This is a genomic window from Jhaorihella thermophila (genome assembly GCF_900108275.1).
GTDB classification, from domain to species: domain Bacteria; phylum Pseudomonadota; class Alphaproteobacteria; order Rhodobacterales; family Rhodobacteraceae; genus Jhaorihella; species Jhaorihella thermophila.
Map to the genome: position 1 here is coordinate 24,125 of NZ_FNVD01000017.1, position 24,927 is coordinate 49,051.

Sequence of the window (24,927 nt, forward strand, 5' to 3'; positions counted from 1 at the left end):
GGTCAGATTACTCGACGCTCACGCCATAGAAGATGTGGCTGCCCAGCGGGTGGACCTTGTAGCCCTTCACCTCGGGGCGCATCGGCATGTAGACGACCGAATGCGCGATGGTGGCCCAGGGCGCCTGCTCCTTGAAGATGACCTGTGCCTCTTCATACAGCTTGGTGCGCTCGGCCTTGTCCGAGATGGTCTTGGCCTTCATCACCAGATCGTCGAAGGGCTTGTAGCACCACTGCGCGCGGTTCGACGCGCCGACGCCGTCACAGCCCAGCAGCACGGCCAGGAAGTTGTCCGGGTCGCCATTGTCGCCGGTCCAGCCCAGCAGAACCGCGCCGTCACGGTCCAGCGCCTTGGAGCGCGACAGGTATTCGCCCCATTCATAGGACACGATCTCGACCTTGACGCCGATCTTGGCCATGTCTTCCTGAATCAGCTCGGCCATGCGGCGGGCGTTGGGGTTGTAGGGACGCTGCACCGGCATCGCCCAGACCTTGAGCTCCAGATCCTTGATGCCTTCCTCTTCCAGCATCTTCCTGGCGGCTTCGGGATCATAGGGATCGTCCTGCACCGCGTCGTTGTAGGACCACATGGTCGGCGGGATCGGGTTCTTGGCGATCTGGCCCGAACCCTGGAACACCACGTCGATGATCGCCTGCTTGTCGATCGCCATGTTCAGCGCCTTGCGGACCTTGGGGTTGTCGAAGGGCTTCTGCTGGGTGTTGTAGGCCAGGTAGCCGACGTTCAGGCCCTCTTGCTCCATCACCACGATGTTCGGGTCATCCTTCATCGCCTGCACGTCGGCGGGGTTCGGATAGGGCATGATGTGGCATTCGCCGGCCTTCAGCTTTTGGTAGCGAACCGAAGCGTCGGGCGTGATGGCAAAGATCAGGTTGTCGATGTCGGCCTTGCCGCGCCAGTAGTCGGGGTTCGCCTTGTAACGGATCACCGCGTCCTTCTGATAGGCGACGAACTGGAACGGACCGGTGCCGATCGGCGCGGTGTTCAGCGCCTCAGGCGTGCCGGCGGCCAGCATCGCGTCGGCGTATTCCTTGGACATGATCGAGGCGAAATCCATCGCCATGTTGGCGATGAACGGGGCCTCGGGACGGTTCAGAACGAACTTGACCGTGTAGTCGTCAACCTTGACGATCTCCTTGATCAGGTCGCCCATGCCCATGCCGGCAAAGTATTCCCAGGTGCCGCCCGAAACCTTGTTGTAGGGGTTTTCGGGGTTCATCTGGCGGTCAAAGCTGAAGATCACGTCGTCGGCGTTGAAATCGCGGGTCGGCGTGAAATTGGCGTTCGAGTGGAACTTGACGCCCTTGCGCAGGTGGAACGTGTATTCCAGCCCGTCGTCAGAGACATCGACGCTCTCGGCCAGGCCGGGGATCACGTTGGTGGTGCCGGTCTCGAACTCCATCAGCCGGTTGTAGATCGGCTGCGAGGAAGCGTCGAAGGTGGTGCCGGCGGTGAACAGCGCCGGGTCGAACCCTTCGGGCGAACCTTCCGAGCAGTAGATCAGGTTGCCGCCGGCGAAGGCGGCGGACCCCAGCATCAGGGCAGCGGCCCCGGCCAGGAGAGTCGTCTTGATGGACATTTGGAAAATCTCCCCATTTTCCTTTGGTTTTGTATCTATCGTTACCGGATACGGTTAAGCTTCCCATACGGAAAGCTGAATATTGTATCCAATTTCGACATGGCAAACGGGCTACGGCCCGACGCGCCCGGAGTCAAGTCGGGAATCCCTGCATGCGCCGGCGACGGGAAAGGCCCGGCCTATTTCAGATGGTCGATCAGCGAGGCCTTGGCGCCCAGGATATGCTGCTGCGTCAGCCGACGCGCCTTTTCGGATTCGCCCGCTTCGCAGGCGGCCAGGATGGCGAGATGTTCTTTGTTGGCCCGCTCCATGCCCTTGCTGAGCAACAGCTGCGCCCGCAGGTAGCGGTCGATCTGGTCCATGGCGCTGTTGATGACCTTCATGTGATAGGGCAGGTTCGCCGCCGCATAGAGCGTGGCGTGGAACTTGCGGTTGAGATCCCCCCATTCCATCGGATCGCCCGAATCGTGGAAGGCATCGCAATAGCCGCGCGCCTCGGCCAAGATCGAAGGCGTCATCAGGGGAACGGCGCGCGCGATCACCTCGCCTTCGAGAAGGGCGCGGAAATCAAAGATCTCGGCGGCTTCGTCGGCCGAAAGCCCCGCCACGACCGCGCCCTTGTAGCGGACCGTGCGGACAAGCCCGTGCTGTTCCAGTCGCGTCAACGCCTCCCGCACCGGGATACGGCTGGTGTTGAACATCTTCGCCAATTCGTCCTGGCGCAGCGGTTCGCCATCCTTGAGGTCGCCTTCGATGATCGCCTTGCGCAGCGCATCGAAGATGATGCTGGCGGCCGAGGCCGTTCGTCCGATGTCAACAGCCTGAATTTTCACGTTTTCTCCTCCGGTTGCGCCAGACCTTACCAGCCGGGGCGAAAGATCTGCAATGCGTCGTAAGGAAATATATTGAAGATCGTATCCAAAACAACGGCGCCGACGACCGCGCCCCGGCGCGTCGCAGGCACGGGAAAACCATCTGCGACGCGTGACCTCGGGGAAGCCGGGGCCGTTGACTTTTGTCAATGCGGTTGCGCGACCGCTGCTATCTAACGGCCCCGACCGAAACGAACCGCGGTGCGGCGTCATGGAACCATTCACGGACAGAACGGCAGGCTGCGCGGGGATGCTGGGATCCCTTGCGGCGCTGTTCGTGCGTCTGGTGGTGATGGTGGCCCTGATCGTCGGGCCTGTCGCTCCCGGTCACGCGATGACGGTTCAGGCCGGGCAGAATCCTGCCGGCCCGGCGTGGATCGAGATCCGCGCCGACGGCGGTGCCGTCCTTGTCCGGGCCGAGGACGACTTGCAGGCCTTCGATACCGCGCCGTCCGATGATCCTTCACATGATGACTGCGACTGCGCGGCCTGCCTCTGCGGCATTCTCCAGGCCGGGATCGCCGCCCTTCCGGCGCCGGCGGGCTCCGGCGTCCCGCAGCGGACCGAAATGTAGGTTCCCTTGGAACCGGCGGAAGAATCCGAACTGCCGATGTCGGCTGAACAGTTCTGGTCGATTTCGCGCGGCCCTCCAGACCAGCAGGAAAAGAAAATCATGACTTGCATCATGCATGATCCGGCGGTTCGGAACGAACCGTCCGCCTTCGGCCCGGACGATGGGGGTTTCCCATGGGCATGAAGGCATCGAGCAGCAGCGTTTGCCGCGCATTTCGGGCATCCCTGACAATCCTTGTGCTGGCGCTCTTGCTGGGCACGGGTGCGACCCGGGCCCTGGCCGGGAACGTTCTTGAGCGCTTCTTGCCCGAGGTTGCCGCTTCGGACCTGGTGCCCGGCGCCACCGGATACGGCGCGATCCGCGAAGACATGCCCGTCGCTCCGGTTCTGAAGAACGGCGAGCGGATCGCCTGGGCCTACATCACCACCGATTTCGTTTCGACCATCGGCTATTCCGGCAAGCCGATCCATGTCCTCGTGGCGGTTGACGACGACGCGACCATCGTTGGCGCCGAGCTGGTCGAGCAATCCGAACCGATCATCCTGATCGGCATTCCCAACAGCGAGATGGTCGAACTGACCGAGGGCTATGTCGGCACCGACCTCGCCCGCGAGGCGACAGAGCGCGGCACGGCGCATGAGCTCGAGATCATTTCGGGCGCGACCGTGACCGTGATGGTGATGGACGATTCGATCCTGCGCTCAGGGGTCAAGGTGGCGCGCGCGCTGGGCCTGGGGGGCTTGCCCCGGCCGAGGACACCGGCCCGAAGGTCGAGATCGCCCCCGAAGCCGAGGTGGCCGCCGACTGGCTGAGCCTGACCGGGGACGGGACCGTGCGGCGGCTGTCGCTGGACGTGGGCCAGGTGAACGCCGCCTTCGAGGCGATGGGCGACCCGCGTGCCGTCAAGCGGCCCGAAAAGGGCGCGCCCGACGAGCGGTTCATCGACATGTATGCCGCCCTGGTGTCGGTGCCGCAGATCGGTCGCGCGCTGCTGGGGGATAACGAATACGCCAATCAGGAGAAGTTCCTGAACCCCGGCGATCACGCGATCGTCGTGGCCGGGCGCGGGCGCTATTCCTTCAAGGGGTCGGGCTATGTGCGCGGCGGCATCTTTGACCGTATCGCGCTGGTGCAGGGCGACATTACCGTGCGCTTCCACGACCGTGACCACCGTCGGATCGGGGCGCTGGCCGTCGAGGATGCGCCCGAGTTCACCGAACTGGACATCTTCCGCATTCCCGCCGACAGCGGCTTTGACCCGACCAGACCCTGGACGTTGCAACTGCTGGTGCAGCGGGCCGTCGGGCCGGTCGAGAAGGTCTTTACCACCTTCGAACTGGGCTATCGCCTGCCGGAGCGGTTCCTGCGCGAGGTGCCGGCCGAGCCGCAGGCGCAGGCTACGCCAGCCGAGGCGGCGCAGGACGAACAGGCTGCCCGCACGGGCCTGTGGAAACGGATCTGGCTGGGCAAGAAGGCCGAGATCGCGCTGCTTCTGGGCATGATCGGCGTGCTGACGGCGGTGTTCTTCTTCCAGATCTGGGCCACGCGCAACGAACGGATCTTCTTCTGGTTCCGCATGGGGTTCCTGGCGCTGACGCTGGTCTTTGTCGGCTGGATGCAGAATGCGCAGCTGTCGGTGGTCAACCTGATGGCGCTCTTTGCTTCGCTGCGCGAAGGCTTCACCTGGGAGGCCTTCCTGATGGACCCGCTGGTGTTCATCCTGTGGTGCTCGGTCGCGGCAGCGCTGATCTTCTGGGGGCGGGGGGCGTTCTGCGGCTGGCTGTGCCCGTTCGGCGCGCTGCAGGAGCTGACCAACCGCATCGCCCGCGCCCTGCGCGTGCCGCAGATCACGGTGCCCTGGGCGCTGCACGAACGGCTGTGGGCGCTGAAATACATCATCTTCCTCGCTCTGTTCGGACTGTCGGTGATCTCGCTGTCGCTGGCCGAGCTTTACGCCGAGGTCGAACCCTTCAAGACCTCGATCATCCTCAAGTTCATGCGCCCCTGGCCCTTCGTTCTGTTCGCGGTGGCGCTTCTGGTCGCAGGGCTGTTCATCGAACGGTTCTACTGCCGCTACCTGTGTCCCCTGGGCGGGGCGCTGGCGATCCCGGCGCGGATGCGAATGTTCGACTGGCTGAAACGCTACAGGGAATGCGGCAGCCCCTGCCACACCTGCGCGAACGAGTGCCCGGTTCAGGCGATCCACCCGACGGGCGAGATCAACCCCAACGAATGCATCAACTGCCTGCATTGCCGAGTGCTCTACCAGAGCAAGGCCAAGTGCCCGGTTGTCATCAAGCGACTGAAGCGGCGCGAGAGGGACCGCGCCGCACTGGAAGCCGCCAAGGGCGCAATGGATCAGGCCCTGGCCGGCAAACTCGAGAAGAAGGAGATCCCAAATGTCTGACACTGCTCACAAACGCGGCATTTCCCGTCGTGGCCTGTTCGGCGCGACCGCCGCCGGCGCGGTGGCCACCGCGACCGCCGGCAGCTGGTTGGCAATGGCCAACGAGGCCCGCGCCGCAGCCGGCAAGGCCGAGAAGGCGCCGGGCGAGCTGGACGAATATTACGGCTTCTGGTCCTCGGGCCAGACGGGCGAACTGCGCATCCTGGGCTTCCCGTCCATGCGCGAGCTGATGCGCGTGCCGGTGTTCAACCGCTGTCGGCAACCGGCTGGGGCCAGACCAATGAATCGCTGAAGGTTCTGACCGAGGGCCTGACCGATGAAACCAAGGCGTTCCTGGCCAAGCGCGGCAAGGTCACCTATGACAACGGCGACCTGCACCACCCGCATATGTCGTTCACCGACGGCACCTATGACGGCCGCTACCTGTTCATGAACGACAAGGCCAACACCCGCGTGGCGCGCGTGCGCTGTGACGTGATGAAATGCGACAAGATCATCGAGATCCCGAACGCGCATGACATCCACGGGATGCGCCTGCAGAAATACCCGCGCACCGGTTACGTCTTTGCCAACGGCGAACACGAAGGCCCGCTGGTCAACGACGGCTCGGTCCTCGACGATCCGTCGCAATACGTGAACATCTTTACCGCCATCGACGGCGACACGATGGAGATCGCCTGGCAGGTGATCGTGTCGGGCAACCTCGACAACACCGACTGCGACTATCAGGGCAAATACGCCTTCTCGACCAGCTACAACTCGGAAATGGGGATGAACCTGGCCGAGATGACGGCGAACGAGATGGACCACGTGGTCATCTTCAACATCAAGGAGATCGAGAAGGGCATCGCCAACGGCGACTATATCGAATTGAACGGCGTCAAGGTGATCGACGGCCGCAAGGGCAAGAACAAGAACTACACCCGCTACGTGCCGATCCCGAACTCGCCGCATGGCGTGAACACCGCGCCCGACGGCAAGCACGTGGTCATCAACGGCAAGCTGTCGCCGACCTGCTCGGTGATCGACGTGACCAAGGTGGATGCCCTGTTCGAAAGCAACGCGGATCCGCGCTCCTGCGTGGTGGCCGAACCGGAACTGGGCCTTGGGCCGCTTCACACCGCCTATGATGGCAAGGGCAACGCCTATACCACGCTCTTCCTGGACAGTCAGATCGTGAAGTGGAACATCGACAAGGCAATCCGCGCCTATGCGGGCGAGGACGTGGATCCGATCATCTCGAAGGTGGACGTGCATTATCAGCCCGGCCACAACTCGACCTCGATGGGCGAAACCAAGGAGGCCGACGGCAAGTGGCTGATCTCGATGAACAAGTTCTCGAAGGACCGGTTCCTGAATGTCGGCCCGCTCAAGCCCGAGAACGAGCAGGTTATCGACATCTCGACCGACGAGATGAAGGTGGTCCACGACGGCCCCACCTTTGCCGAGCCGCATGACAGCATCATCGTGCGCGCCGACATCGTGAACCCGAAACGGGTCTGGGACCGCAACGATCCCATGTGGGAAGACGCCCGCAAGCAGGCCGAGGCCGATGGCGTCGATCTGGAAGAAGGCGCCGAGGAGCCGATCCGCGACAAGGACGATCCCCGCAAGGTGCGCGTCTACATGACCAGCCAGGCGCCGACCTTCAGCCTTGAGAAGTTCACGGTGAAGGAAGGCGACGAGGTGACGATCTACATCACCAACCTCGACGACGTGGACGACGTGACCCACGGCTTTACCCTGTCGAACCACGGTATCGCCTTCGAGATCGCGCCGCAGGCGACCGCGTCGGTCACCTTCACCGCCGACCGTCCGGGCGTGCACTGGTTCTATTGCCAGTGGTTCTGCCACGCGCTGCACATGGAAATGCGCGGCCGGATGCTCGTCGAACCGAAAGGAGCCTGAAACCGATGCTGCGCCCCCTTGCCCTTGCGGCCCTGATGACGTTGCCCCTGCAGGTGCAGGCGGCGGTGATCGACGTGCCGGCGGGCGGGGGGGCGCTGGCAGAGGCTATGAAAACCGCCGGCGCGGGGGATACGCTTCGCCTCGCGCCGGGCATCCATGCCGGTCCGGTCACGCTGGACCGGCCGCTTTCGCTGGTCTGTGCGGAGGATGCCGTGATCGACGGCGGCGGGCAGGGCAGCGCCGTGACCGTTTCGGCGCCCGATTCGATGGTGCAGGGCTGCATCATCCGGGGGTCGGGCTCGTCGCATGACGCGATCGACAGCGGTGTGAAACTGACCAAGGGCGCGACCCGCGCCCGCGTGATCGGCAACCGGTTGGAAGGCAACCTTTACGGCATCGACATCCACGGCGCGCGCGATGCGCTGGTGGCGGACAACGTTATCCGTGGCCGGCGCGACCGGCACATGAACAGCCGCGGCAACGGGGTCTATGTCTGGAACGCCCCCGGCGCGCGGGTCGAGGAAAACGACATCCGCTGGGGCCGCGACGGGATCTTCACCAACTCGTCGAAGAAGAACATCTTTGCCCGCAACCTGTTCCGCGACCTGCGCTTTGCGGTTCACTACATGTATACCAACGACTCCGAGGTGATCGGCAACGTCTCGATCGGCAATCACCTGGGCTATGCACTGATGTTTTCCGACCGCATCACCGCGCGCGGCAATCTTTCGCTGCATGACCGCGATCATGGAGTGATGCTGAACTATGCCAACAAGTCCGACATCACCGGCAACCTGGTGCGCGGGGGGCAGAAGAAATGCACCTTCATCTACAACGCCCATCGCAACCTGATCTATGGCAACCGCTTCGAGGGCTGCGAGATCGGCATCCATTTTACCGCCGGGTCGGAACGCAACGCCGTGACCGGAAACGCGTTCATCGGCAACCGCACGCAGGTGAAATATGTCGGCACCCGCATGGTGGAGTGGAGCCTGGATGGCCGCGGCAACTACTGGTCGGACAACCCGGCCTTCGACCTCGACGGCGACGGGATCGCCGATGGGGTCTATCGCCCCAATGACCTGATGGACCACATCCTGTGGTCGCAGCCGGCGGCGCGGCTGCTGCTGGGATCGCCTGCGGTGCAGCTGGTGCGCTGGACCCAGTCGAGCTTTCCCGCGACCCTGCCGGGCGGGGTGGTGGACAGCCACCCGCTGATGACGCCGGTGGAGATCCCCGTGCCGGCGCAGGTCGAGGCGATGGAGGCCGAATATCTCGCCCGCAAGGAGGGCTCGTGAACATGGACAACCTGATCCTGGACAAGGTCTGCAAGCGCTTCGACGGGTTCGAGGCATTGAAGGACGTATCCTTCACCGTCGGCGCGGGGCAGAAGATTGCGCTTCTGGGTCACAACGGTGCGGGCAAGACCACGCTGATGAAGGCGATCCTGGGTCTGCAACCGCATGACAGCGGGCGGATAAAGGTGATGGGCGCCGCGCCGGGCAGTCGCGCGGCGCGGATGCAGGTGGCCTATCTGCCGGAAAACGTGGCGTTTCATTCCGCGCTGACGGGGCGGGAACAGATCCGGCTCTATCTGCGGTTGCGCCGCCAGCCGGTGAAGCTGGCCGACGAGCTGCTGGACCGGGTCGGGCTGGCCCATGCCGCCGGGCGGCGGATCGGCACCTATTCCAAGGGGATGCGGCAGAAGGTCGGGCTGGCGCAGGCTCTGATCGGCCGGCCGAAACTGATGATCTTGGACGAGCCGACCAGCGGGCTCGACCCCGTGTCGCGGCGCGAATTCTACGCGATCCTCGATGAGCTGGCCGCGCAGGGCACCGCGATCCTGCTGTCCAGCCACGCCCTGACCGAGGTCGAGGCGCGCACCGACCGGATCGTGATCCTGTCGCGGGGTCGGGTGGTGGCCGACGACACGCTGGCGGGGCTGCGCGAACAGGCCGGCCTGCCGACCCATATCCAGATCGCTGCCCGGCCCGGCGCCGCCGACGAGGTGGCCCAGGCGCTGCGCGGGGGGCGGAGCAACGGGGTCATCGTGGACCTGACCTGTTCGCCCGAGGACAAGCTGGCGCGGCTGCGCGAGATCACCGCGCTGAGGGCCAAGGTGCGCGATCTCGACGTGGTGCCGCCCAGCCTTGACGACATCTATGACCATTTCAGCCGGAGGGCCGGAAAATGAGCGGCATCATAGGCTTTGCGGATGCCGAATTCCGCATCGCGCTGCGCAACCGCTGGATCATCATCCTGACCGTGACCATGGCGCTGTTTTCGCTGGTTCTGACCCTTGCCGGCAGCGGGCCGACCGGCACCTTGGGCGCCGACCAGCTGTCGGTCACGGTGGCGAGCCTGACCGGGCTGGCGGTCTATCTCGTGCCGCTGATGGCGCTGCTGGTGAGTTTCGACGCCGCGGCCGGCGAGGTCGAGCGCGGCACGCTGGGGCTGACGCTGGCCTATCCGGTGTCGCGCCCGGCCGTGCTGCTGGGCAAAATCGTGGCGCATGTGGGCATCCTCGCGCTGGCGTTGCTGGTGGGCTATGGGGTGGCCGCGATCACCGCGTTCTGGCTGGACGAAGATGCGGCGCAGGGGCTGGCCGCGCTGGTGCGGCTCTACTGGTCGTCGGTGCTGCTGGGCGCGGGCTTCGTGGGGTTGGGCTATCTTGCCTCGGCGCTGTCGCGGCGCCCGGCCACCGCCGCCGGGCTGGTGATCGGCCTGTGGCTGGTGGCGATCGTGCTCTACGACCTTGGACTGCTGGCCGCGATCGTGGCCGACGATGGCGGCGCCTTCACTGAAACCGTGTTCCCGTGGTTGCTGATCGGCAACCCCGCGGACGCCTTCCGCCTGTTCAACCTCGCCGCCAGCGAGGCCACCGCCGCCGCGTCCGGCGTCAGCGGCGCGGCGCAGTCGATCGCGCCGATGCGGGCGCTGGCCAGCGTCGCCGTCTGGCCGCTGATCGCCTTTGGCCTTGCAGCCTGGCGGTTCCGGAGGATCGTGCCATGAAACCTGTCCTGATTCTTGCCGCCCTGCTGGTCGTCGCGGCCTGCAAGGATGAACAGGCCGCCATTCCACAGCCTGTGGCGATGACCGAGGATGCCTTGGGCTTTTACTGCCAGATGGCGCTGGGCGAACATGACGGACCCAAGGGGCAGGTGCATCTGGAAGGCGCACTGGCGCCGCTGTTCTTTGCGCAGGTGCGGGACGCGATCGCCTATGCCCGGATGCCTGAACAAGAGGCGGAAATCGCCGCGATCTATGTCAGCGACATGAGCCACGCACCCAGCTGGCAGAACCCCGGCGCCGACAACTGGGTTTTGGCGGCGGACGCCTTCTTTGTGCTGGGATCGGACGCGACAGGCGGCATGGGGGCCGAGGAGATCGTGCCGTTTTCGGTCCGCGCCGATGCCGAAGGCTTCGCCGCGAAACATGGCGGGCGCGTCGTGCGGCTGGCCGAGATCCCGGATGCGGCCGTTCTGGCCCCGGTGGCCGACCAGGGCGCCGATCCGGATGAAGACAACTATCTGGACCGCCTCAAAGCGGTCAGTCACAAGGGAAATGGTTGACATGACAGGGGTTTCACGCCGCCGCTTTCTGGCCATCAGTGCCGCTGCCTTCGCCGCGGGGCCGGCACGGGGCGAAGAGATTTTTCGCTGGCAGGGCATCGCGCTGGGCGCGCGCGCCTCGATCACGCTGGCGCACCCGGACGCTCGCCGCATCACCGCCCGCGCCCGGGCCGAGATCGACCGGCTGGAGGACATCTTCAGTCTCTACCGCCCGCGGTCTGCGCTGGCGCGGCTGAATCGGGACGGGCGGCTCGACAACCCGCCCTTCGAGTTGCTGGAGTGCCTCGGACTGTGCGGCGCGATCCATGCCGCGACCGGTGGTGCGTTCGACCCGACGGTGCAGCCGCTCTGGGCGCTCTACGCGGCGTGCGCGCAATCCGGCACGACGCCTTCGGCGGATGAGATTGCCGGTATTTCACAGCGGGTTGGATGGGAAAACCTCCGCTTCGACGGGGGCGGCGTCCGTTTCGCTCGTCCCGGTATGGCGCTGACGCTGAACGGGATCGCACAAGGCTACATTGCCGACCGGGTCGCGGCGATGCTTCGGGCAGAGGGGCTGACCGACGTGATGGTCGATACCGGAGAGCTGCACGCGCTGGGCGGACGGCCCGGCGGGGGCGACCGGCCGGTGGCGCTGCAAGCCGGCGGCCAGCGCATCCCGGATGCGGTCCACCTGCGCGACCGGGCGCTGGCGAGCTCCGCACCGACGGGGACGAGGATCGGCACGGCGGGGCATATCCTGAACCCCGAGACCGGTCGCCCGGCCCCGTCGCGGTGGACCCTGGTCAGCGTCGCCGCGCCTTCGGCGGCCATCGCGGACGGGCTCAGCACTGCCGGGTGCCTGATGTCGCGCAAAGCGTTCGCGCGGGCGGTGGGGGGCTTTGCGGGGGCGGAGATTGTCCATCTCGCCTGACGCAGCACCTACAGAGGCCAGAACAGCAGGATCGCCGGGATGCTGACCGCGATCACGAGGATTTCCAGCGGCAGACCCATCCGCCAGTAGTCGCCAAAGCGATAGCCGCCGGGGCCGAGGATCAGCGTGTTGTTTTTGTGCCCGATCGGGGTCAGAAAGGCCGAGGACGCCGCCACTGCCACCGCCATCAGGAACGGGTCCGGCGACACGCCCAGAGCATGCGCCATCTGGATGCCCACCGGGGCGGCGACGATGGTCGTGGCGGTGTTGTTGAGCACGTCCGACAGCGTCATCGTCACCACCATCAGCACGGTCAGCACCGCCCAGGCGGGCAGACCTTCGGTGAGCCGGATCAGACCACCCCCGATCAATGCCGTGCCGCCGGAGCTTTCCAGCGCCGCGCCCAGCGGGATCATCGACCCCAGCAGCACGACGACCGGCCACTCGACGTGGTTGTAGATCTCGGAAATCGGCAGGATCCGGGTCAGGACATAGCCCACCACCACCAGCCCCAGCGCGATGGGCAGGTAGATCAGCCCGAAACTCGCCGCGATCACCGCCGCCGCGAACAGCCCGATCCCGGCCCAGGTCTTTTCATTGGCGGTGACGGTCAGGCCGCGCTCGGCCAGCGGCAGGGCACCCAGCCATTCGGCCACGTCCGCTCCCGTCCCGCGCGGCACCAGCAACAGCAGCAGGTCGCCCGCCCGGATCGGCGTCTGGCGCACATGGGCCGTGATCCGCTGCCCATGCCGGGATATCCCCAACAGCACCGTGTTGCGCCGCCATGCCAGCCCCACGGCCTGTGCGGTCCTGCCGGCGATGCGGGCGCCTTCGGGCACCACGGCCTCTATCACGTCCAGCCCTTCGCCGGCGGCTGTCAGCAGCTCCTGGCGTTGCGCGTCCGAAAAATCGAGTTTCAGCGCGGCGCGGAATTCGTCCAGCGCCTCGGGCGTGGCCTCGATCACCAGCGCATCGCCCGCCCGCAGGATCGCGTTCGCGGCCCGGCCATAGCGCCGCTTGCCGTCGCGGATCAGGCCGAGGATGGCCAGGTCGGCCTTGTCGGTTACGGGGTAGAGTTCGGCCAGCCGCCGGCCGATCAGCGGGGATTCGGCGGGCACTGTCAGTTCGGCGATGTATTCGGCCAGATCCTGCGCCTTGCGCCCGGTGTCCCCGCGTTCCGGGATCAGACGCCAGCCGATCAGCGCGACAAAGACCAGCCCCGCCAGCGCGGCCAGACCGCCAACGGGGGCAAAGTCGAACATGTGAAAGGGGCTGCCGGTGGCTTCGGCCCGTATCTCGGCGATGATGATGTTGGGCGGCGTGCCGATCAGCGTGGCCATGCCACCAAGGATGGTGGCAAAGCTCAGCGGCATCAGCGACAGCGCCGGCGACCGCCCGGCCTTGCGCGCGGTCTGCACGTCCACCGGCATCAGCAGCGCCAGTGCCGCCACGTTGTTCATGAAGGCCGACAGCACCGCGCCGATCCCGCCCATGATGGCGATATGCGCCCCCAGCGACCGCGAGGCATCGACCAGCGTGCGGGTAATCAGCAGCACCGCGCCGGATCGCACAAGTCCGGCTGACACGATCAGCACCAGCGCCACCACCAGCGTCGCGGGGTGGCCGAAACCGGAAAACGCCTCTTTCGTTGGAACCACCCCCAGCACCACGCCGACCAGCAGCGCGGTGAAGGCGACCAGATCATAGCGGAACCGCCCCCAGAGCAGCAGGCCGAACACCGCGGCAAACAAGACGAACAGGGTGATCTGGTCAAATGTCATGGCAACTACCATATATGCGGCGCGGGGCCCGGCAAGCGTTGCCTTGAACAGATCCGCGACGGCGGTCTATATGGGCCCGATTCAGGAACCATCACGGGAAGAGATCATGGCAGGCCATTCCAAATGGGCGAACATTCAGCACCGCAAGGGACGTCAGGACGCCGCGCGGTCCAAGCTGTTTTCGAAACTGTCCAAGGAAATCACCGTGGCCGCCAAGATGGGCGACCCGGACCCGGACAAAAACCCGCGCCTGCGCCTTGCCGTGCGCGAGGCCAAGGCCCAGTCGATGCCCAAGGAAAACATCGAGCGCGCCATCAAGAAGGCGCAGGGTGGCGAGGCCGAGGCCTATGAAGAGATCCGCTATGAAGGCTACGGCCCCGGCGGCGTGGCGATCATCGTCGAGGCGATGACCGACAACCGCAACCGGACCGCGTCGAACGTGCGGTCGATCTTCAACAAGAACGGCGGCAATCTGGGCGAAACCGGCAGCGTCGGCTTCATGTTCGAACGCATGGGCCAGATCATCTATCCGCTCACTGTCGCCCCGTATGAAACCGTGTTCGAAGCCGCGCTCGAGGCGGGGGCCGAGGATGTCGAGGAAACCGACGACGGCTATTTCATCTATACCGACCCGACCGAGCTGGCCTCTGTCTCCACCGCGCTGGAAGAGGCGCTGGGGCCGGCGGAATCGACCAAGCTGATCTGGCAGCCGACCACCACGACCGAGCTGGACCTGGAAGGCGCCCAGAAGCTGATGAAGCTGGTCGAAGCGCTGGAGGATGACGACGACGTGCAGAACGTCACCACCAATGCCGACCTGTCCGAAGAGGTGATGGCGCAGATGTGATGCGCCGGTTCGCGAAGGACACGAGGGGCGCCGCTTCGGCGCCCCTTTGCGTTAGGCGCCATCCTGGCGCTGCATCCGGCGCAGCGTGCGTCCGGCCGAACGCGTGACGCTGGCCGTCACCGGTTCCAGCGCCGCGGCCATGACGCGGCTGACCTGCCAGAACAGGGGCACGTCCAGTGGAGTGTGCGGCACCAGCGGCACCAGCCGCCCCTTGCGCATGTGCCCGCGCACCATGCCCATCGGGTTCAGGCCCCAGCCGATGCCCAGCCGGGCGGCCTCGACAAAGGCTTGGGTGGAGGGCAGCACATGCGCGGGCGGCGAGACGCGTGCACCGTCAAAGGTCTGCGCGATCCAGTTGCGCTGCAGCGCGTCCTTGGGACCGAAGGAGAGGCAGGGCGCGCGGGCCAGCGCGCGGGGCGTCACGCCCTCGGGAAACCACCGCGCCATGAAATCGGGGCTGGCCACGGCGACATAGCGCATCTCGCCCAGGGCCGTGACGTCGCAGCCCGTCACCGGCTTGCCCACGCCGCAGACCGCGGCGCTGACCTCGCCGCGTTTCAGCCATTCGGCGCTGTGGTCCTGATCGTCCACCGCCAGTTCGAACAGAAGACCCGGCACCGAGGCCATGGCGCCCACGAACCAGGTGGCCAGGCTGTCGGCATTGACCGCGATCCTCAACCGCGTCGGCCCTGCATCCATGTCCAGCGCCAGTTCGCGGCTCAGCTGCGCCTCGAGCAGCCCGACATCCTCGGCATGTTTCGCCAGCCGCAGGCCGGCGGGCGTGCCGGTGCAGGGCGCGCCGCGGTTGACGAGCACCACGCCGACCCGGTCCTCCAGCGCCTTGATCCGCTGGGACACCGCCGAAGGGGTGACGGAGAGTTCGGCAGCGGCGGCCTCGAAACTGCCCAGCCGCAGCACCGCCGACAGGGCGGTAAGGTGATGGCGGTCGAATTGCATTAGCCTGACTTAATTTGGATCAAAACCTTTAATTTGATTACGAGATCGGCCGGGATTAGTCAAACCGTGCAGTCGAATCGAACGGAAAACCGCCATGCCAGCCGCCTTTCTGCCGGGCTTTGCGCTCGGCTTCAGCCTGATCCTCGCCATCGGCGCGCAGAATGCCTTTGTCCTGCGGCAGGGGTTGCGGCGCGAGCATGTGTTCTGGATCTGCCTGACCTGCGCGCTGTCGGACGCGGTGCTGATAGGGGCGGGCGTGGCCGGCTTTGGCACGCTGGCCGACGCCGCGCCATGGTTCGGGCCGCTGATGCGTTGGGGCGGGGCGGCATTCCTGCTGTGGTATGGCGCGGCCAGCCTGCGGGCGGCCTGGACCGGGGGCGCGGCGCTGAAGGCGGGGTGCGACCAGGGCCTCACGCTGGCCGCCGCACTGGCGACGGTGCTGGCCTTCACTTGGCTCAACCCGCATGTCTATCTGGACACGGTGGTGCTGATCGGGTCGATCTCGGCCCAGTATGACGACCGGCTCGCCTTTGGTCTTGGGGCGGCGTCGGCCTCCTTCGTGTTCTTCTTTGGCCTGGGCTATGGCGCGGGCCTGCTGGCGCCGGTGTTCGAGCGGCCAAGGGCCTGGCAGGTGCTGGATTTCGTCATCGGCCTGACCATGTGGGCGATCGCGGCGGGGCTGCTCTGGGGCGGTTGATTGTCATGTGAAGGACTTGCGCGGCGCCGCGAAAGGGTGTTCAAGGCTCGACATGAGTGATGCGCCCGCCTCCCGCCCGTTGCTTGGCATCTTCTGGATGCTGGTGACGGGGCTGTGCTTTGTTGCGGTGACGGCGCTGGTCAAGTATCTCGGTCCCCGCGTGCCGCCGCAGGAACAGGCCTTTCTGCGTTATGTGCTGGGGCTGGTGTTCATGCTGCCGGTGCTGCGCCCGATCCTGCGCCAGAGGACCGATCGGCGGCTGCTGGCCATGTTCGCCGGGCGCGGCCTGCTGCATGCGGGCGGGGTGATGCTGTGGTTCTTTGCCATGACCCAGATCCCGCTGGCCGAGGTCACGGCGATGAACTATCTCTCTCCGGTCTATGTCACCATCGGCGCGGCGCTGTTTCTGGGCGAGAAACTGGCAGCGCGGCGGATCGCCGCCGTTCTGGCGGCGCTGCTGGGCGCGGTGGTGATCCTGCGCCCCGGCTTTCGCGAGGTCAGCCCCGGCCATCTGGCCATGCTGCTGGCGGCGCTGGTGTTCGGCGGCTCCTACCTGTTGGCCAAGGTGCTGTCGTCGCGGGTCAGCCCGGCGCTGGTGGTGGCGCATCTGTCGATCTGGGTGACGCTGGCGCTGGCGCCCTTCGCCGCCGCCGTTTGGGTCACGCCGACGCTGAACGAACTGGTGATCCTGTTCGGCGTGGCCTGTTTCGCCACCGCGGGCCACTACACGATGACCCTGGCCTTTCGCGAAGCGCCCGTGACCGTAACGCAGCCGGTGACCTTTCTGCAGCTGGTCTGGGCCACGGCGCTGGGCGCGCTGGTCTTTGGCGAGCCGGTGGACATCTGGGTTCTGACCGGCGGCGGCCTCATCCTGGGCGCGGTCACCTTCATCACCTGGCGCGAGGCGGTCGTGCGCCGCCGCACCATCACGCCCCCGGCCCCCGCAACCAAGGTCTGACCCAAAATCGCCATTCGGAGCCGGGTCGTATTCCGTCCGGCACGTTTGTTGATTGACGAGTCAATAAACGAAAAATACAGTGGCCTCCGTTCTGGAACGGAGTCACCCGCGATGCCCAAGCTCGGCATGGAGCCCATTCGCCGCGAGGCGCTGGTCAAGGCGACCATCGCCGAGATCGGCGCGGCCGGGTCGCTGGACGTGACCGTCAGCCAGATCGCCCGCCGCGCCGGCATGTCCAGCGCGCTGGCGCATCACTATTTCGGCGGCAAGGAGCAGATATTTCTGGCCGCGATGCGCCGGATCCTGACCGATTTCGGCGAGGAGGCGCGTCGCGAACTGAAGGCCGCCGCCCCCGACCGGCGGGCCGAGGCGATCATCCGCGCCAGTTTCGCCCCCTCGAGCTTTACCCGCGCGGCGGTGAGCGCGTGGATGTCGTTCTATGTGCTGGCCCAGACCAACGACGCGGCGCTGAAGCTGTGGCGGATCTATCAGGCGCGGCTGAATTCGAACCTGACCCATGCATTGCGCGGGCGGGTGGCCGATCCGCGCGCCGCGGCGGAAACGCTGGTGGCGCTGATCGACGGGATTTACATCCGCGCCGCCCTGCACGCCCCGGAGGCGCCCGAGGCGGCGTTGGATCACGCGATGCGGGTGCTGGAGATGCTCAAGGCGGCGGGCTGATGACCCGCCCGGATCAAGACTGAACAGGGAAACGGGATGGAAGCGGATTTCGTCATCGTCGGCGCGGGTTCTGCGGGCTGCGCCATGGCCTACCGCCTGGGGGAATCGGGGGCGTCGGTTCTGGTGATCGAATATGGCGGAACGGATGCCGGCCCGTTCATCCAGATGCCGGCGGCGCTGAGCTATCCGATGAACATGTCCCGCTATGACTGGGGCTATGTGGCGGAACCCGAACCGGCGCTCAACAACCGGCGGCTGGTCTGCCCGCGCGGCAAGGTGATCGGGGGATCCTCCAGCATCAACGGCATGGTTTATGTCCGCGGTCACGCGATGGATTTCGACCACTGGGCCGAGCAGGGCGCGGACGGCTGGTCCTATGCCGACGTGCTGCCCTATTTCAAGCGGCAGGAAAGCTGGCATGACGGCGGGCATGGCGGCGACCCGGAATGGCGCGGCTCGGACGGGCCGCTGCATGTCACGCGCGGGCCGCGCCGGAACCCGCTCTACCACGCTTTCGTCGAAGCCGGCCGGCAGGCGGGCTACGAGGTCACCCATGACTACAATGGCGAAAAGCAGGAAGGCTTTGGCCCGATGGAACAGACCGTCTGGAACGGGCGGCGCTGGTCGGCGGCCAACGCCTATCTGAAACCGGCCATGCGGCGGGGCAACGTGGACGTGGTGCGTGGGCTCGCGACCCGCGTGGTGCTTGAAGAGAAACGCGCCACCGGGGTCGAGGTGATCCGCAAGGGCCGGGCGGAGGTGATCCGCGCCCGGCGGGAGGTGATCATCGCCGCGTCCTCGATCAACTCGCCGAAACTGCTGATGCTGTCGGGGATCGGCTCGGGGGCGCACCTGGCCGAACACGGGATCGAGGTGGTCGCCGACCGCCCCGGCGTGGGCGCGAACCTTCAGGATCATCTGGAGCTCTACATCCAGATGGCCTCGAAACAGCAGATCACGCTCTACAAGCACTGGAACATCTTTTCCAAGGCGGTGATCGGGGCGCAGTGGCTGTTCACGAAAAAGGGGCTGGGCGCGTCGAACCAGTTCGAAAGCGCCGCCTTCATCCGCTCGCGCCCAGGCGTGCCCTATCCGGACATCCAGTTCCATTTCCTGCCAATCGCGGTGCGCTACGACGGCAAGGCCGCAGCCGAAGGCCACGGGTTCCAGGCCCATGTCGGCCCGATGCGCTCGCCCTCGCGCGGGCATTTGCGGCTGCGGTCGGCCGACCCGGCCGAGGCGCCGATCATCCGCTTCAACTACATGTCCACCGATCAGGACTGGGAGGATTTCCGCACCTGCATCCGGCTCACGCGGGAAATCTTTGCCCAGCCGGCCTTTGAGCCTTACGCCGATTTCGAGATCCAGCCCGGCGACGCGGTGCAGAGCGACGACGAACTGGACGCCTTCATCGCCGAACATGCCGAAAGCGCGTTCCATCCCTGCGGCACCTGCCGGATGGGGCGGGCGGACGATCCGGACGCGGTGGTGGACCCCGAGGGCCGGGTGATCGGGGTGGAGCGGCTGCGGGTGGCCGACAGCAGCATCTTTCCGCGCATCACCAACGGCAACCTGAACGCACCGTCGATCATGGTGGGGGAAAAGATCTCGGACCATGTTCTGGGGCGCGATCCGCTGCCGCGGGCCAATGTGCAGCCATGGATTCACTCGAACTGGCAGACCGCGCAGCGGTAGGGTGGCCGGCACGCACCGCCGTTAACCTTGCGACAAGGATCGGTTTGATCTGCGCCGCGCCTCGGCGCAGATTGACCGGATGTTAAGGAATTGTTCTCTTCTTGTTCTTGTCGTCGCGGTTCTGCCCGTTTTGGCGCTCGCCGGACCGTCCGGCACCGTCCGCGTGATCGACGCCGACACCTGGCGGGTGGGCGGCGAGAAGGTGCGCCTGTTCGGCATTGACGCGCCAGAGCTGGGCCAGCCTTGCACATGGCCCGACCGCCGGGACCGCGATTGCGGGCGCTGGGCCGCGCAGGAGACACGTCGTCGCTTCGAGGGCAGGACGGCCATTTGCGAGCGGATCGCCACCGACCGCTACGGCCGGACCGTCGCGCGGTGTTTCGTGGAAGGCGCGGATGCGGCCCGCGTTATGGTTTCCGAAGGCATCGCCTTTGCCTATCGCCGGTATTCGATGGACTACGATCTGGACGAGAAACGCGCGGTGGTTACGGGGCGGGGGCTGCACGCGGCGACGCTCGACCGTCCGGCGGAGTTTCGCAGGGCGCGCGGTGCCCCGCCGCCGGCGCGGGGCTGCGTCATCAAGGGGAACATTTCGCGCGGTGGGCGCCGGATCTACCACGTCCCGGGTCAGCGCGACTATGACCGGACCCGCATATCGCCGTCGAAAGGCGAACGCTGGTTCTGTTCCGAGGCCGAAGCGCAGGCCGCAGGATGGCGTCGGGCGCGGAATTGATCGGCGTCTTTTGATCCGGGTCAAGGAAGGCGGCGACGGGACTGGGCTACCCTGCTTCCGAAATCGGAACCCAGTGAGAAAAAGGAGAGAGTGCATGTCCCACGTTCCGCACGAACTTGCCGAGGAATTCCCCGACAAGGTGGAGCTGATGCAGAAACTGAAGGTCAGCGATCAGCACTTCGCGCGGTTGTTCGACGAATATCACAAGATCAACAGGGCGGTGCATCGGGCCGAAACACTTGTCGAGCCGATGGAGGAACTGGCCGAAGTGGAGCTTCGCAAGAAGCGGGCCCATCTCAAGGACGAGATCTGGCGGATCCTTTCGGAGCATGGACAGGCCACTGCGTCCTGAGGTGCGGTTGGCGAAGGACCGGGGCGTTCCGCCCGCCGCTCAGCGCACGCGGTAGGGCAGAACGCTCCGTTCGTTTTCCTCGATGTTCAACCGGCGTTCCAACGGCGGCACCGACCGCTGGTGGCATTCGGCGCGCTCGCAAATGCGGCAGGAAATGCCGATCGGTTCATAGGCGGCGGCGTTGTTCACATCCAGCTTGTCCGCATAGACCAGCGAATCCGCGTGCCGCACCTCGCAGCCCAGGGCGATGGCATAGCGCCTGACGGGCGCGCCGAAGGAGCCGCCCGATTTCGACACGTCCCGGGCCAGCGAGATATAACGCACCCCGTCCGGCGTCTCGGCCAGTTGCAGAAGGAACCGGCCCGGCGTTTCGAAGGCGCGGTGGACGTTCCAGAGCGGGCAGGCGCCGCCGAACCGGGCGAATTGCAGGCGTGTGGCACTGTGGCGTTTGGTGATCGTGCCGGCCTGATCGACGCGGACGAAGAAGAACGGGATCCCCTTGGCGCCGGGGCGTTGCAGCGTGGACAGCCGGTGCGCGACCTGTTCGATCGAGGCACCAAAGCGGTTCGACAGGATCTCCAGGTCGTGGCGAAAGGCGCGGGCGGCCTCGAGAAACCGGCCATAGGGCATCAGCACGGCGCCGGCGAAATAGTTGGCCAGCCCTATCTTGGCGATGGCACGGGCCTCTTCGCTCTGGAACCGGGCCAGATCCAGCGTCGCCTCGAGCAGCTTGTCCTGCTGCAAAAGCGCCACCTGTAGCAGCATCTGAAAGGTCTGGGTCTGCGGCGCGGCGCGGGCCGACAGGCGCAAGGTCCGGGCGTCGGGGTCATAACGGCGCAGCTGCGGGATGTCGGCGATTTCGACTGCGACCCCTTGTGACCGCAGCCAGTCCCGCGCGATCTGGCGCGAATCGGCATCCGCGCCGCCGCTGGCGGCGAAATGTTCTGCCGCGCGGTCAACCGCGTCGATGTAGTTGTCGCAATAGTGGAAGAAGTCGCGCACTTCTTCCCAGGGACTGGCCTGCAACCGGGCGTCCTCGCGCCCCAGCGCCTCGTCCAGCGACGCCAGCCGCTCGTGGGTCTGGCGATAGCTGCGGTGCAGGGCCAGAAACGCCCGCGCCAACGCCGGCGCGTTCGACGCGGTCAGCCGCAGATCTGCCAGCGGCGGCATCGTGTCGGCAAAGACCGGATCGGCCAGCGCCTCGCGCATGTCGCTGACCAGCCGTTCGCTGTCGCCGGTCGACAGTTCCGTCACATCCACGCCGAATTCCTGCGCCAGCGCCAGCACCACCGTCGTGCTGACGGGGCGGTTGTTGTTCTCCATCTGGTTCAGATAGGGCAGGCTGACGCCCAGCTTGGTGGCAAAGTCCTTCTGGGTAAGACCCAGCCGCGTGCGGATCTCGCGCAGCTTGGCCCCAGCATAGAGCTTTTGTGTCGCCATCGGTCGCCTTCGCAGGTTTGCGTTTTCGGTATCTTATGTTTGCAAATCGACTCAGGCAAGCGGTCACAGCCCCAGTTGCCGCTCTCGTCGGATCACGACCGAGATCGCGGCCACCGCCAGCGCCGCCGTTGCCAGCATCAGCCACAGCAGCGGCAATGCGCCGGTTTCCGGCGTCAGCAGGGTGCCGGCCAACGCGCTCAGCCCCGCGCCGCCGCCCAGCATGATCGCGCCGCTCAGCCCGGATGCCGTGCCGGCCAGATGTGGCCGCACCGACATTGCCCCGGCGGTTGCGTTGGGGATCGACATGCCGTTGCCGAGCCCGACGAAAGTCATGAAGCCGAAAAAGGTGATGGCCGAGCCGCCGCCGCTGAGCATGATCAGCAGCGATGCGGTGATGCCCAGCCCGTTCGCCCAGCACCCCCACATCACCATGCGGTTCACGCCGAAGCGGACCGAGAACCGCCCGCTGATGAAGTTGCCCAGAAAGTAGCCCACGGCCGGCGCGCCGAAATAGAACCCCAATTCGCCGGGGCTCATGCCAAAGACTTCGGTGCCCACGAAAGGGGCGCCGCCGAGATAGGCAAAAAATGCCCCCGCCGACATGCCCGAGGCCAGCGAATAGCCCCAGAACCGGGGCGAGCGCAGCAGTTCGGGATACTCTCGGAACTGCTGCGCCAAGGTGAGCCCGCTTTTTCTGGCGGTTTCCCCGAAATCGATGCGCACCAGCGCCCAAGCGGCCAGGCCCAGAAGCAGGAGCAGCCAGAAATTCGCCTTCCAGCCAAAGAGTTCGTCCAGAATGCCGCCGACCGCCGGTCCAATCATTGGCACCACCGCCATGCCCATCGTGACATAGCCGATCATGCTGGCGGCCTTGTCCTGCGGATAGAGGTCGCGGATCGCAGCGCGGCTGAGCACCATGCCGACGGCGACCACCGCCTGGGCCATGCGAAAGGCCAGAAAAACCTCGACCGAGGGCGCCAGCAGACAGCCCAGCGTGGCCAGGCAGAACAGCGCCAGCCCCCACAGGATCACCGGGCGCCGCCCCATCTGATCGGCCACGGGGCCGACCAGGATCTGGATCACCGCGTTGACGCCCAGGTAGAGCGCGACCGACAATTGCATAAGCCGGTAGTCCGTCCGGAAATGCTCGGTCATGTTCGGCAGGCTGGGCAGAAAAATGTTCATGCACAATGCCGACAGACCCGACACCAGGACCAGGGTCAATATGTGTGGTGGGGTGGGCGGCAACGGCAAACCCGGCGAAAGATTGTTAACCTGATAACCGCGTTAGGCCAGCACGGCCCGTTTGTCCACCCGCTGCCAAAGTGCCGTCAGGTCAGAATGTCGTCAAAGACCTGCGAAACGGTTGCGTTGAGCACGGTCAGAACATCGCCGCCGCCAAAGTCGAACACGGCGTCAGACGCAACTTGCTGGGCCGTTGCCCGGACCTGTTCAACGCTTCCAAAGCCCGTGAACCGCAGGTCGTCGATGTTGTCCTGAAAGTCCGCAACAGTGTCCGCGCCATAGCCCTTGGAGAACAGGAACCTGTCCCACCCCGCCGCGCCGGTCAGAAGGTCATCGCCGGCCGCTCCGATCAGCGTATCGTTGCCCGAGCCGCCGTCCAGCGAATCCCGCCCCTTGTCGCCATAGAGCAGGTCATTGCCGGTCCCGCCTTCGATCACGTCGTCGCCGAATTGCCCGTTCAGGCGGTCATTGCCATCCTCGCCCTGAACCAGATCATTCCCGTTGCGGGCCCTGATCAGATCGTTGCCTCGTCCGCCTTTCAGAACGTTGTCCAGCCAGTTGCCGTTGATGACATCCGCGCCCGATCCGCCAAAGGCGTTCTCCATCCGCGTTCCATAGCCCATGGCCACATCGTCATGAGAACCGAACCGGGAGAAATGGAAATTGCGCAGATCCAGTTCGACCCCTTGCACATAGCCTCTGGCATCCAGGGCGTCGATTCCGCCCGAATCCCAGATCACGTCGATCGTGTTGGTGCGCGGGCCGGTGTAAAGGGTGTCGCCGGGGTTGGATTTCGCGCTTCCCCAGATGTCCTGCAACGCGAACGCATCATACAGCATCAGCGCGTCGCCGCGCGTGCCCGTGTCGGGATTGGCCGAGTAGGACATGATGGTGAACTTGTTGTTCTCCTCCGCTGCAGGCAGCGATGGAGCGCTGAAGGGGTGCTTCAGGCCCAGCGCGTGGCCCAGCTCGTGCAGGATCGTGTTGACGTTGGTCGGGGATGACAGGTCAAGCGTGTTCTTGAACACGACGAATGAATCATACTCCAGTCCGGTCTTACTCGAATAGCGGATCCCGTAGCCGCCGGTGCCCAGCACACCGCCGGACATGTTGACCTTGCCCACATTCATGTCCGGATCGGCGCGCCCGCTGACTTCGACAAAGTCCACGTTCAGGAAGGATTCGATATGCGCCAGCTGGGCCTCGAAGGCGGCTTTCTCGGCATTGGTGAAGCTGGTCCACCCGCTGTATCCCGAGCCGGTCGGAAGATCACCGGGCGCTCTTGTCCCAGCATACTGATAGGTGATCGTGTAGCGCCCGTCATTCGAGGTGTTCATGGGGGGATTCTTCGCGAAGAAGGAAAACTGCATCGCATTCAAAATGTCCGCCTTGCTCGTCATGCCCGAGTCTCCCGTTATTGGCCTCCGATACTCATAGGGGACTGGCGTGCCGGTTGCCCATCCCGGCGAATTCAAGACGGCAGAAAAGTGCCAAGCCATAGGCGGATTTGCGTAGTTTGCAGTTTGCGTTGTGCTTTCGGAAAAACATTTGCAAATTTTCGCAATTCAGCTTTGGCAAGATGTCCAGACCAAATGGTCCCGCAAAAATGCCAAAGGGGACACCGGATCATGAAGGACATTCTTTCCGAGCTTGAGCGCCGCCGCGAGACAGCCCGCATGGGGGGCGGTCAGCGCCGCA

At 65.5% G+C, this 24,927-nt stretch carries 20 protein-coding genes and 2 pseudogenes; 15 read left to right on the plus strand and 7 right to left on the minus strand.

The features are described from left to right. Window positions 1-7 precede the first annotated feature (7 nt). Both C4S70_RS15280 and C4S70_RS15285 read right to left on the minus strand, forming a co-directional pair. Window positions 8-1,597 carry an ABC transporter substrate-binding protein gene (locus tag C4S70_RS15280; protein ID WP_104008979.1) on the minus strand — a complete coding sequence of 530 codons (1,590 nt, stop codon included), beginning with the start codon at window positions 1,595-1,597 and terminating at the stop codon, window positions 8-10. Between the two features lie 179 nt (window positions 1,598-1,776). After that, a complete protein-coding gene (locus C4S70_RS15285) occupies window positions 1,777-2,430 on the minus strand; it encodes a GntR family transcriptional regulator (RefSeq protein ID WP_104008980.1) in 654 nt (217 codons plus the stop codon). 250 nt (window positions 2,431-2,680) lie between these two features. On the opposite strand from C4S70_RS15285, the gene C4S70_RS15290 reads away from it, so the two are divergent. The 8 genes and pseudogenes from C4S70_RS15290 (at window position 2,681) to C4S70_RS15325 (ending at window position 11,843) form a co-directional block, all read left to right on the plus strand. Beyond that, window positions 2,681-3,043 (plus strand): hypothetical protein, encoded by a 363-nt coding sequence (locus C4S70_RS15290; protein ID WP_146064232.1) that lies wholly within the window; start codon window positions 2,681-2,683, stop codon window positions 3,041-3,043. A 179-nt stretch (window positions 3,044-3,222) separates the two neighbouring features. After that, window positions 3,223-5,450 (plus strand): annotated as a pseudogene (locus C4S70_RS15295) (4Fe-4S binding protein). Then, window positions 5,443-7,358, plus strand: a pseudogene (gene nosZ / locus C4S70_RS15300) (TAT-dependent nitrous-oxide reductase). Before C4S70_RS15295 ends, nosZ begins: the two co-directional pseudogenes overlap by 8 nt. A gap of 5 nt (window positions 7,359-7,363) precedes the next feature. After that, window positions 7,364-8,656 carry a nitrous oxide reductase family maturation protein NosD gene (locus C4S70_RS15305; protein ID WP_200822774.1) on the plus strand — a complete coding sequence of 431 codons (1,293 nt, stop codon included), beginning with the start codon at window positions 7,364-7,366 and terminating at the stop codon, window positions 8,654-8,656. 2 nt (window positions 8,657-8,658) lie between these two features. Continuing rightward, on the plus strand, window positions 8,659-9,552 hold the full coding sequence (locus C4S70_RS15310; protein WP_104008982.1) for an ABC transporter ATP-binding protein: 894 nt from the start codon (window positions 8,659-8,661) through the stop codon (window positions 9,550-9,552). Beyond that, window positions 9,549-10,370 carry an ABC transporter permease gene (locus C4S70_RS15315; protein ID WP_104008983.1) on the plus strand — a complete coding sequence of 274 codons (822 nt, stop codon included), beginning with the start codon at window positions 9,549-9,551 and terminating at the stop codon, window positions 10,368-10,370. The genes C4S70_RS15310 and C4S70_RS15315 overlap by 4 nt, the downstream gene beginning before the upstream one ends. Continuing rightward, window positions 10,367-10,930, plus strand: a complete 564-nt coding sequence (locus tag C4S70_RS15320) for a nitrous oxide reductase accessory protein NosL (protein ID WP_104008984.1) — start codon at window positions 10,367-10,369, stop codon at window positions 10,928-10,930. The genes C4S70_RS15315 and C4S70_RS15320 overlap by 4 nt, the downstream gene beginning before the upstream one ends. A gap of 1 nt (window position 10,931) precedes the next feature. Beyond that, window positions 10,932-11,843, plus strand: coding sequence for an FAD:protein FMN transferase (locus C4S70_RS15325; protein WP_104008985.1), 912 nt, complete (start codon window positions 10,932-10,934; stop codon window positions 11,841-11,843). Between the two features lie 8 nt (window positions 11,844-11,851). On the opposite strand, the gene C4S70_RS15330 is transcribed toward C4S70_RS15325, so the two are convergent. Next, window positions 11,852-13,624, minus strand: a complete 1,773-nt coding sequence (locus tag C4S70_RS15330) for an SLC13 family permease (protein WP_104008986.1) — start codon at window positions 13,622-13,624, stop codon at window positions 11,852-11,854. A 106-nt stretch (window positions 13,625-13,730) separates the two neighbouring features. Here C4S70_RS15330 and C4S70_RS15335 point away from each other — a divergent pair, with 106 nt between their 5' ends. Continuing rightward, window positions 13,731-14,471, plus strand: coding sequence for a YebC/PmpR family DNA-binding transcriptional regulator (locus C4S70_RS15335; RefSeq protein ID WP_104009001.1), 741 nt, complete (start codon window positions 13,731-13,733; stop codon window positions 14,469-14,471). 51 nt (window positions 14,472-14,522) lie between these two features. On the opposite strand, the gene C4S70_RS15340 is transcribed toward C4S70_RS15335, so the two are convergent. Then, window positions 14,523-15,428, minus strand: a complete 906-nt coding sequence (locus tag C4S70_RS15340; RefSeq protein ID WP_104008987.1) for a LysR family transcriptional regulator ArgP — start codon at window positions 15,426-15,428, stop codon at window positions 14,523-14,525. Window positions 15,429-15,522: 94 nt separating this feature from the next. Between C4S70_RS15340 and C4S70_RS15345 the strand changes: the two genes are divergently transcribed. The 6 genes from C4S70_RS15345 to C4S70_RS15370 all read left to right on the plus strand — a co-directional run bounded on the left by C4S70_RS15345 (window position 15,523) and on the right by C4S70_RS15370 (window position 20,544). Continuing rightward, entirely contained in the window at window positions 15,523-16,125 is a 603-nt protein-coding gene (locus C4S70_RS15345) for a LysE/ArgO family amino acid transporter (RefSeq protein WP_104008988.1), read from the plus strand. Between the two features lie 52 nt (window positions 16,126-16,177). Next, on the plus strand, window positions 16,178-17,083 hold the full coding sequence (locus C4S70_RS15350) for a DMT family transporter (RefSeq protein WP_235003846.1): 906 nt from the start codon (window positions 16,178-16,180) through the stop codon (window positions 17,081-17,083). A 111-nt stretch (window positions 17,084-17,194) separates the two neighbouring features. Beyond that, on the plus strand, window positions 17,195-17,764 hold the full coding sequence (gene betI, locus C4S70_RS15355) for a choline-binding transcriptional repressor BetI (protein WP_104008989.1): 570 nt from the start codon (window positions 17,195-17,197) through the stop codon (window positions 17,762-17,764). A gap of 36 nt (window positions 17,765-17,800) precedes the next feature. Next, a complete protein-coding gene (gene betA / locus C4S70_RS15360; RefSeq protein WP_104008990.1) occupies window positions 17,801-19,459 on the plus strand; it encodes a choline dehydrogenase in 1,659 nt (552 codons plus the stop codon). A gap of 79 nt (window positions 19,460-19,538) precedes the next feature. After that, window positions 19,539-20,192, plus strand: coding sequence for a thermonuclease family protein (locus C4S70_RS15365; protein ID WP_104008991.1), 654 nt, complete (start codon window positions 19,539-19,541; stop codon window positions 20,190-20,192). Window positions 20,193-20,286: 94 nt separating this feature from the next. Next, the gene (locus C4S70_RS15370) at window positions 20,287-20,544 is read left to right on the plus strand and encodes a YdcH family protein (RefSeq protein WP_104008992.1); all 258 of its coding nucleotides are present in this window, start codon (window positions 20,287-20,289) and stop codon (window positions 20,542-20,544) included. Window positions 20,545-20,583: 39 nt separating this feature from the next. Here the strand turns inward: C4S70_RS15370 and C4S70_RS15375 are convergent, their stop codons facing one another. From C4S70_RS15375 to C4S70_RS19415, 3 genes are all read right to left on the minus strand, one after another. Then, window positions 20,584-21,984, minus strand: coding sequence for a helix-turn-helix domain-containing protein (locus C4S70_RS15375; RefSeq protein WP_104008993.1), 1,401 nt, complete (start codon window positions 21,982-21,984; stop codon window positions 20,584-20,586). A 63-nt stretch (window positions 21,985-22,047) separates the two neighbouring features. Next, window positions 22,048-23,238, minus strand: a complete 1,191-nt coding sequence (locus C4S70_RS15380; RefSeq protein ID WP_268807792.1) for a multidrug effflux MFS transporter — start codon at window positions 23,236-23,238, stop codon at window positions 22,048-22,050. 77 nt (window positions 23,239-23,315) lie between these two features. Next, complete coding sequence (locus C4S70_RS19415) at window positions 23,316-24,566, minus strand: M10 family metallopeptidase C-terminal domain-containing protein (RefSeq protein WP_327315738.1); 1,251 nt, start codon at window positions 24,564-24,566, stop codon at window positions 23,316-23,318. Window positions 24,567-24,927: the final 361 nt, after the last annotated feature.

What these genes read in the sequence shown, in the direction of transcription:
- C4S70_RS15305 (WP_200822774.1), top strand. Translation starts at nt 7,364, where the DNA reads ATGCTGCGCCCCCTTGCCCTTGCGGCCCTGATGACGTTGCCCCTGCAG.
- C4S70_RS19415 (WP_327315738.1), bottom strand. Translation starts at nt 24,566, where the DNA reads ATGAACACCTCGAATGACGGGCGCTACACGATCACCTATCAGTATGCT.
- C4S70_RS15320 (WP_104008984.1), top strand. Translation starts at nt 10,367, where the DNA reads ATGAAACCTGTCCTGATTCTTGCCGCCCTGCTGGTCGTCGCGGCCTGC.
- C4S70_RS15310 (WP_104008982.1), top strand. Translation starts at nt 8,659, where the DNA reads ATGGACAACCTGATCCTGGACAAGGTCTGCAAGCGCTTCGACGGGTTC.
- C4S70_RS15365 (WP_104008991.1), top strand. Translation starts at nt 19,539, where the DNA reads ATGTTAAGGAATTGTTCTCTTCTTGTTCTTGTCGTCGCGGTTCTGCCC.
- C4S70_RS15315 (WP_104008983.1), top strand. Translation starts at nt 9,549, where the DNA reads ATGAGCGGCATCATAGGCTTTGCGGATGCCGAATTCCGCATCGCGCTG.
- betI (WP_104008989.1), top strand. Translation starts at nt 17,195, where the DNA reads ATGCCCAAGCTCGGCATGGAGCCCATTCGCCGCGAGGCGCTGGTCAAG.
- C4S70_RS15340 (WP_104008987.1), bottom strand. Translation starts at nt 15,428, where the DNA reads ATGCAATTCGACCGCCATCACCTTACCGCCCTGTCGGCGGTGCTGCGG.
- betA (WP_104008990.1), top strand. Translation starts at nt 17,801, where the DNA reads ATGGAAGCGGATTTCGTCATCGTCGGCGCGGGTTCTGCGGGCTGCGCC.
- C4S70_RS15345 (WP_104008988.1), top strand. Translation starts at nt 15,523, where the DNA reads ATGCCAGCCGCCTTTCTGCCGGGCTTTGCGCTCGGCTTCAGCCTGATC.
- C4S70_RS15330 (WP_104008986.1), bottom strand. Translation starts at nt 13,624, where the DNA reads ATGACATTTGACCAGATCACCCTGTTCGTCTTGTTTGCCGCGGTGTTC.
- C4S70_RS15280 (WP_104008979.1), bottom strand. Translation starts at nt 1,597, where the DNA reads ATGTCCATCAAGACGACTCTCCTGGCCGGGGCCGCTGCCCTGATGCTG.
- C4S70_RS15290 (WP_146064232.1), top strand. Translation starts at nt 2,681, where the DNA reads ATGGAACCATTCACGGACAGAACGGCAGGCTGCGCGGGGATGCTGGGA.
- C4S70_RS15375 (WP_104008993.1), bottom strand. Translation starts at nt 21,984, where the DNA reads ATGGCGACACAAAAGCTCTATGCTGGGGCCAAGCTGCGCGAGATCCGC.
- C4S70_RS15350 (WP_235003846.1), top strand. Translation starts at nt 16,178, where the DNA reads ATGAGTGATGCGCCCGCCTCCCGCCCGTTGCTTGGCATCTTCTGGATG.
- C4S70_RS15370 (WP_104008992.1), top strand. Translation starts at nt 20,287, where the DNA reads ATGTCCCACGTTCCGCACGAACTTGCCGAGGAATTCCCCGACAAGGTG.
- C4S70_RS15335 (WP_104009001.1), top strand. Translation starts at nt 13,731, where the DNA reads ATGGCAGGCCATTCCAAATGGGCGAACATTCAGCACCGCAAGGGACGT.
- C4S70_RS15325 (WP_104008985.1), top strand. Translation starts at nt 10,932, where the DNA reads ATGACAGGGGTTTCACGCCGCCGCTTTCTGGCCATCAGTGCCGCTGCC.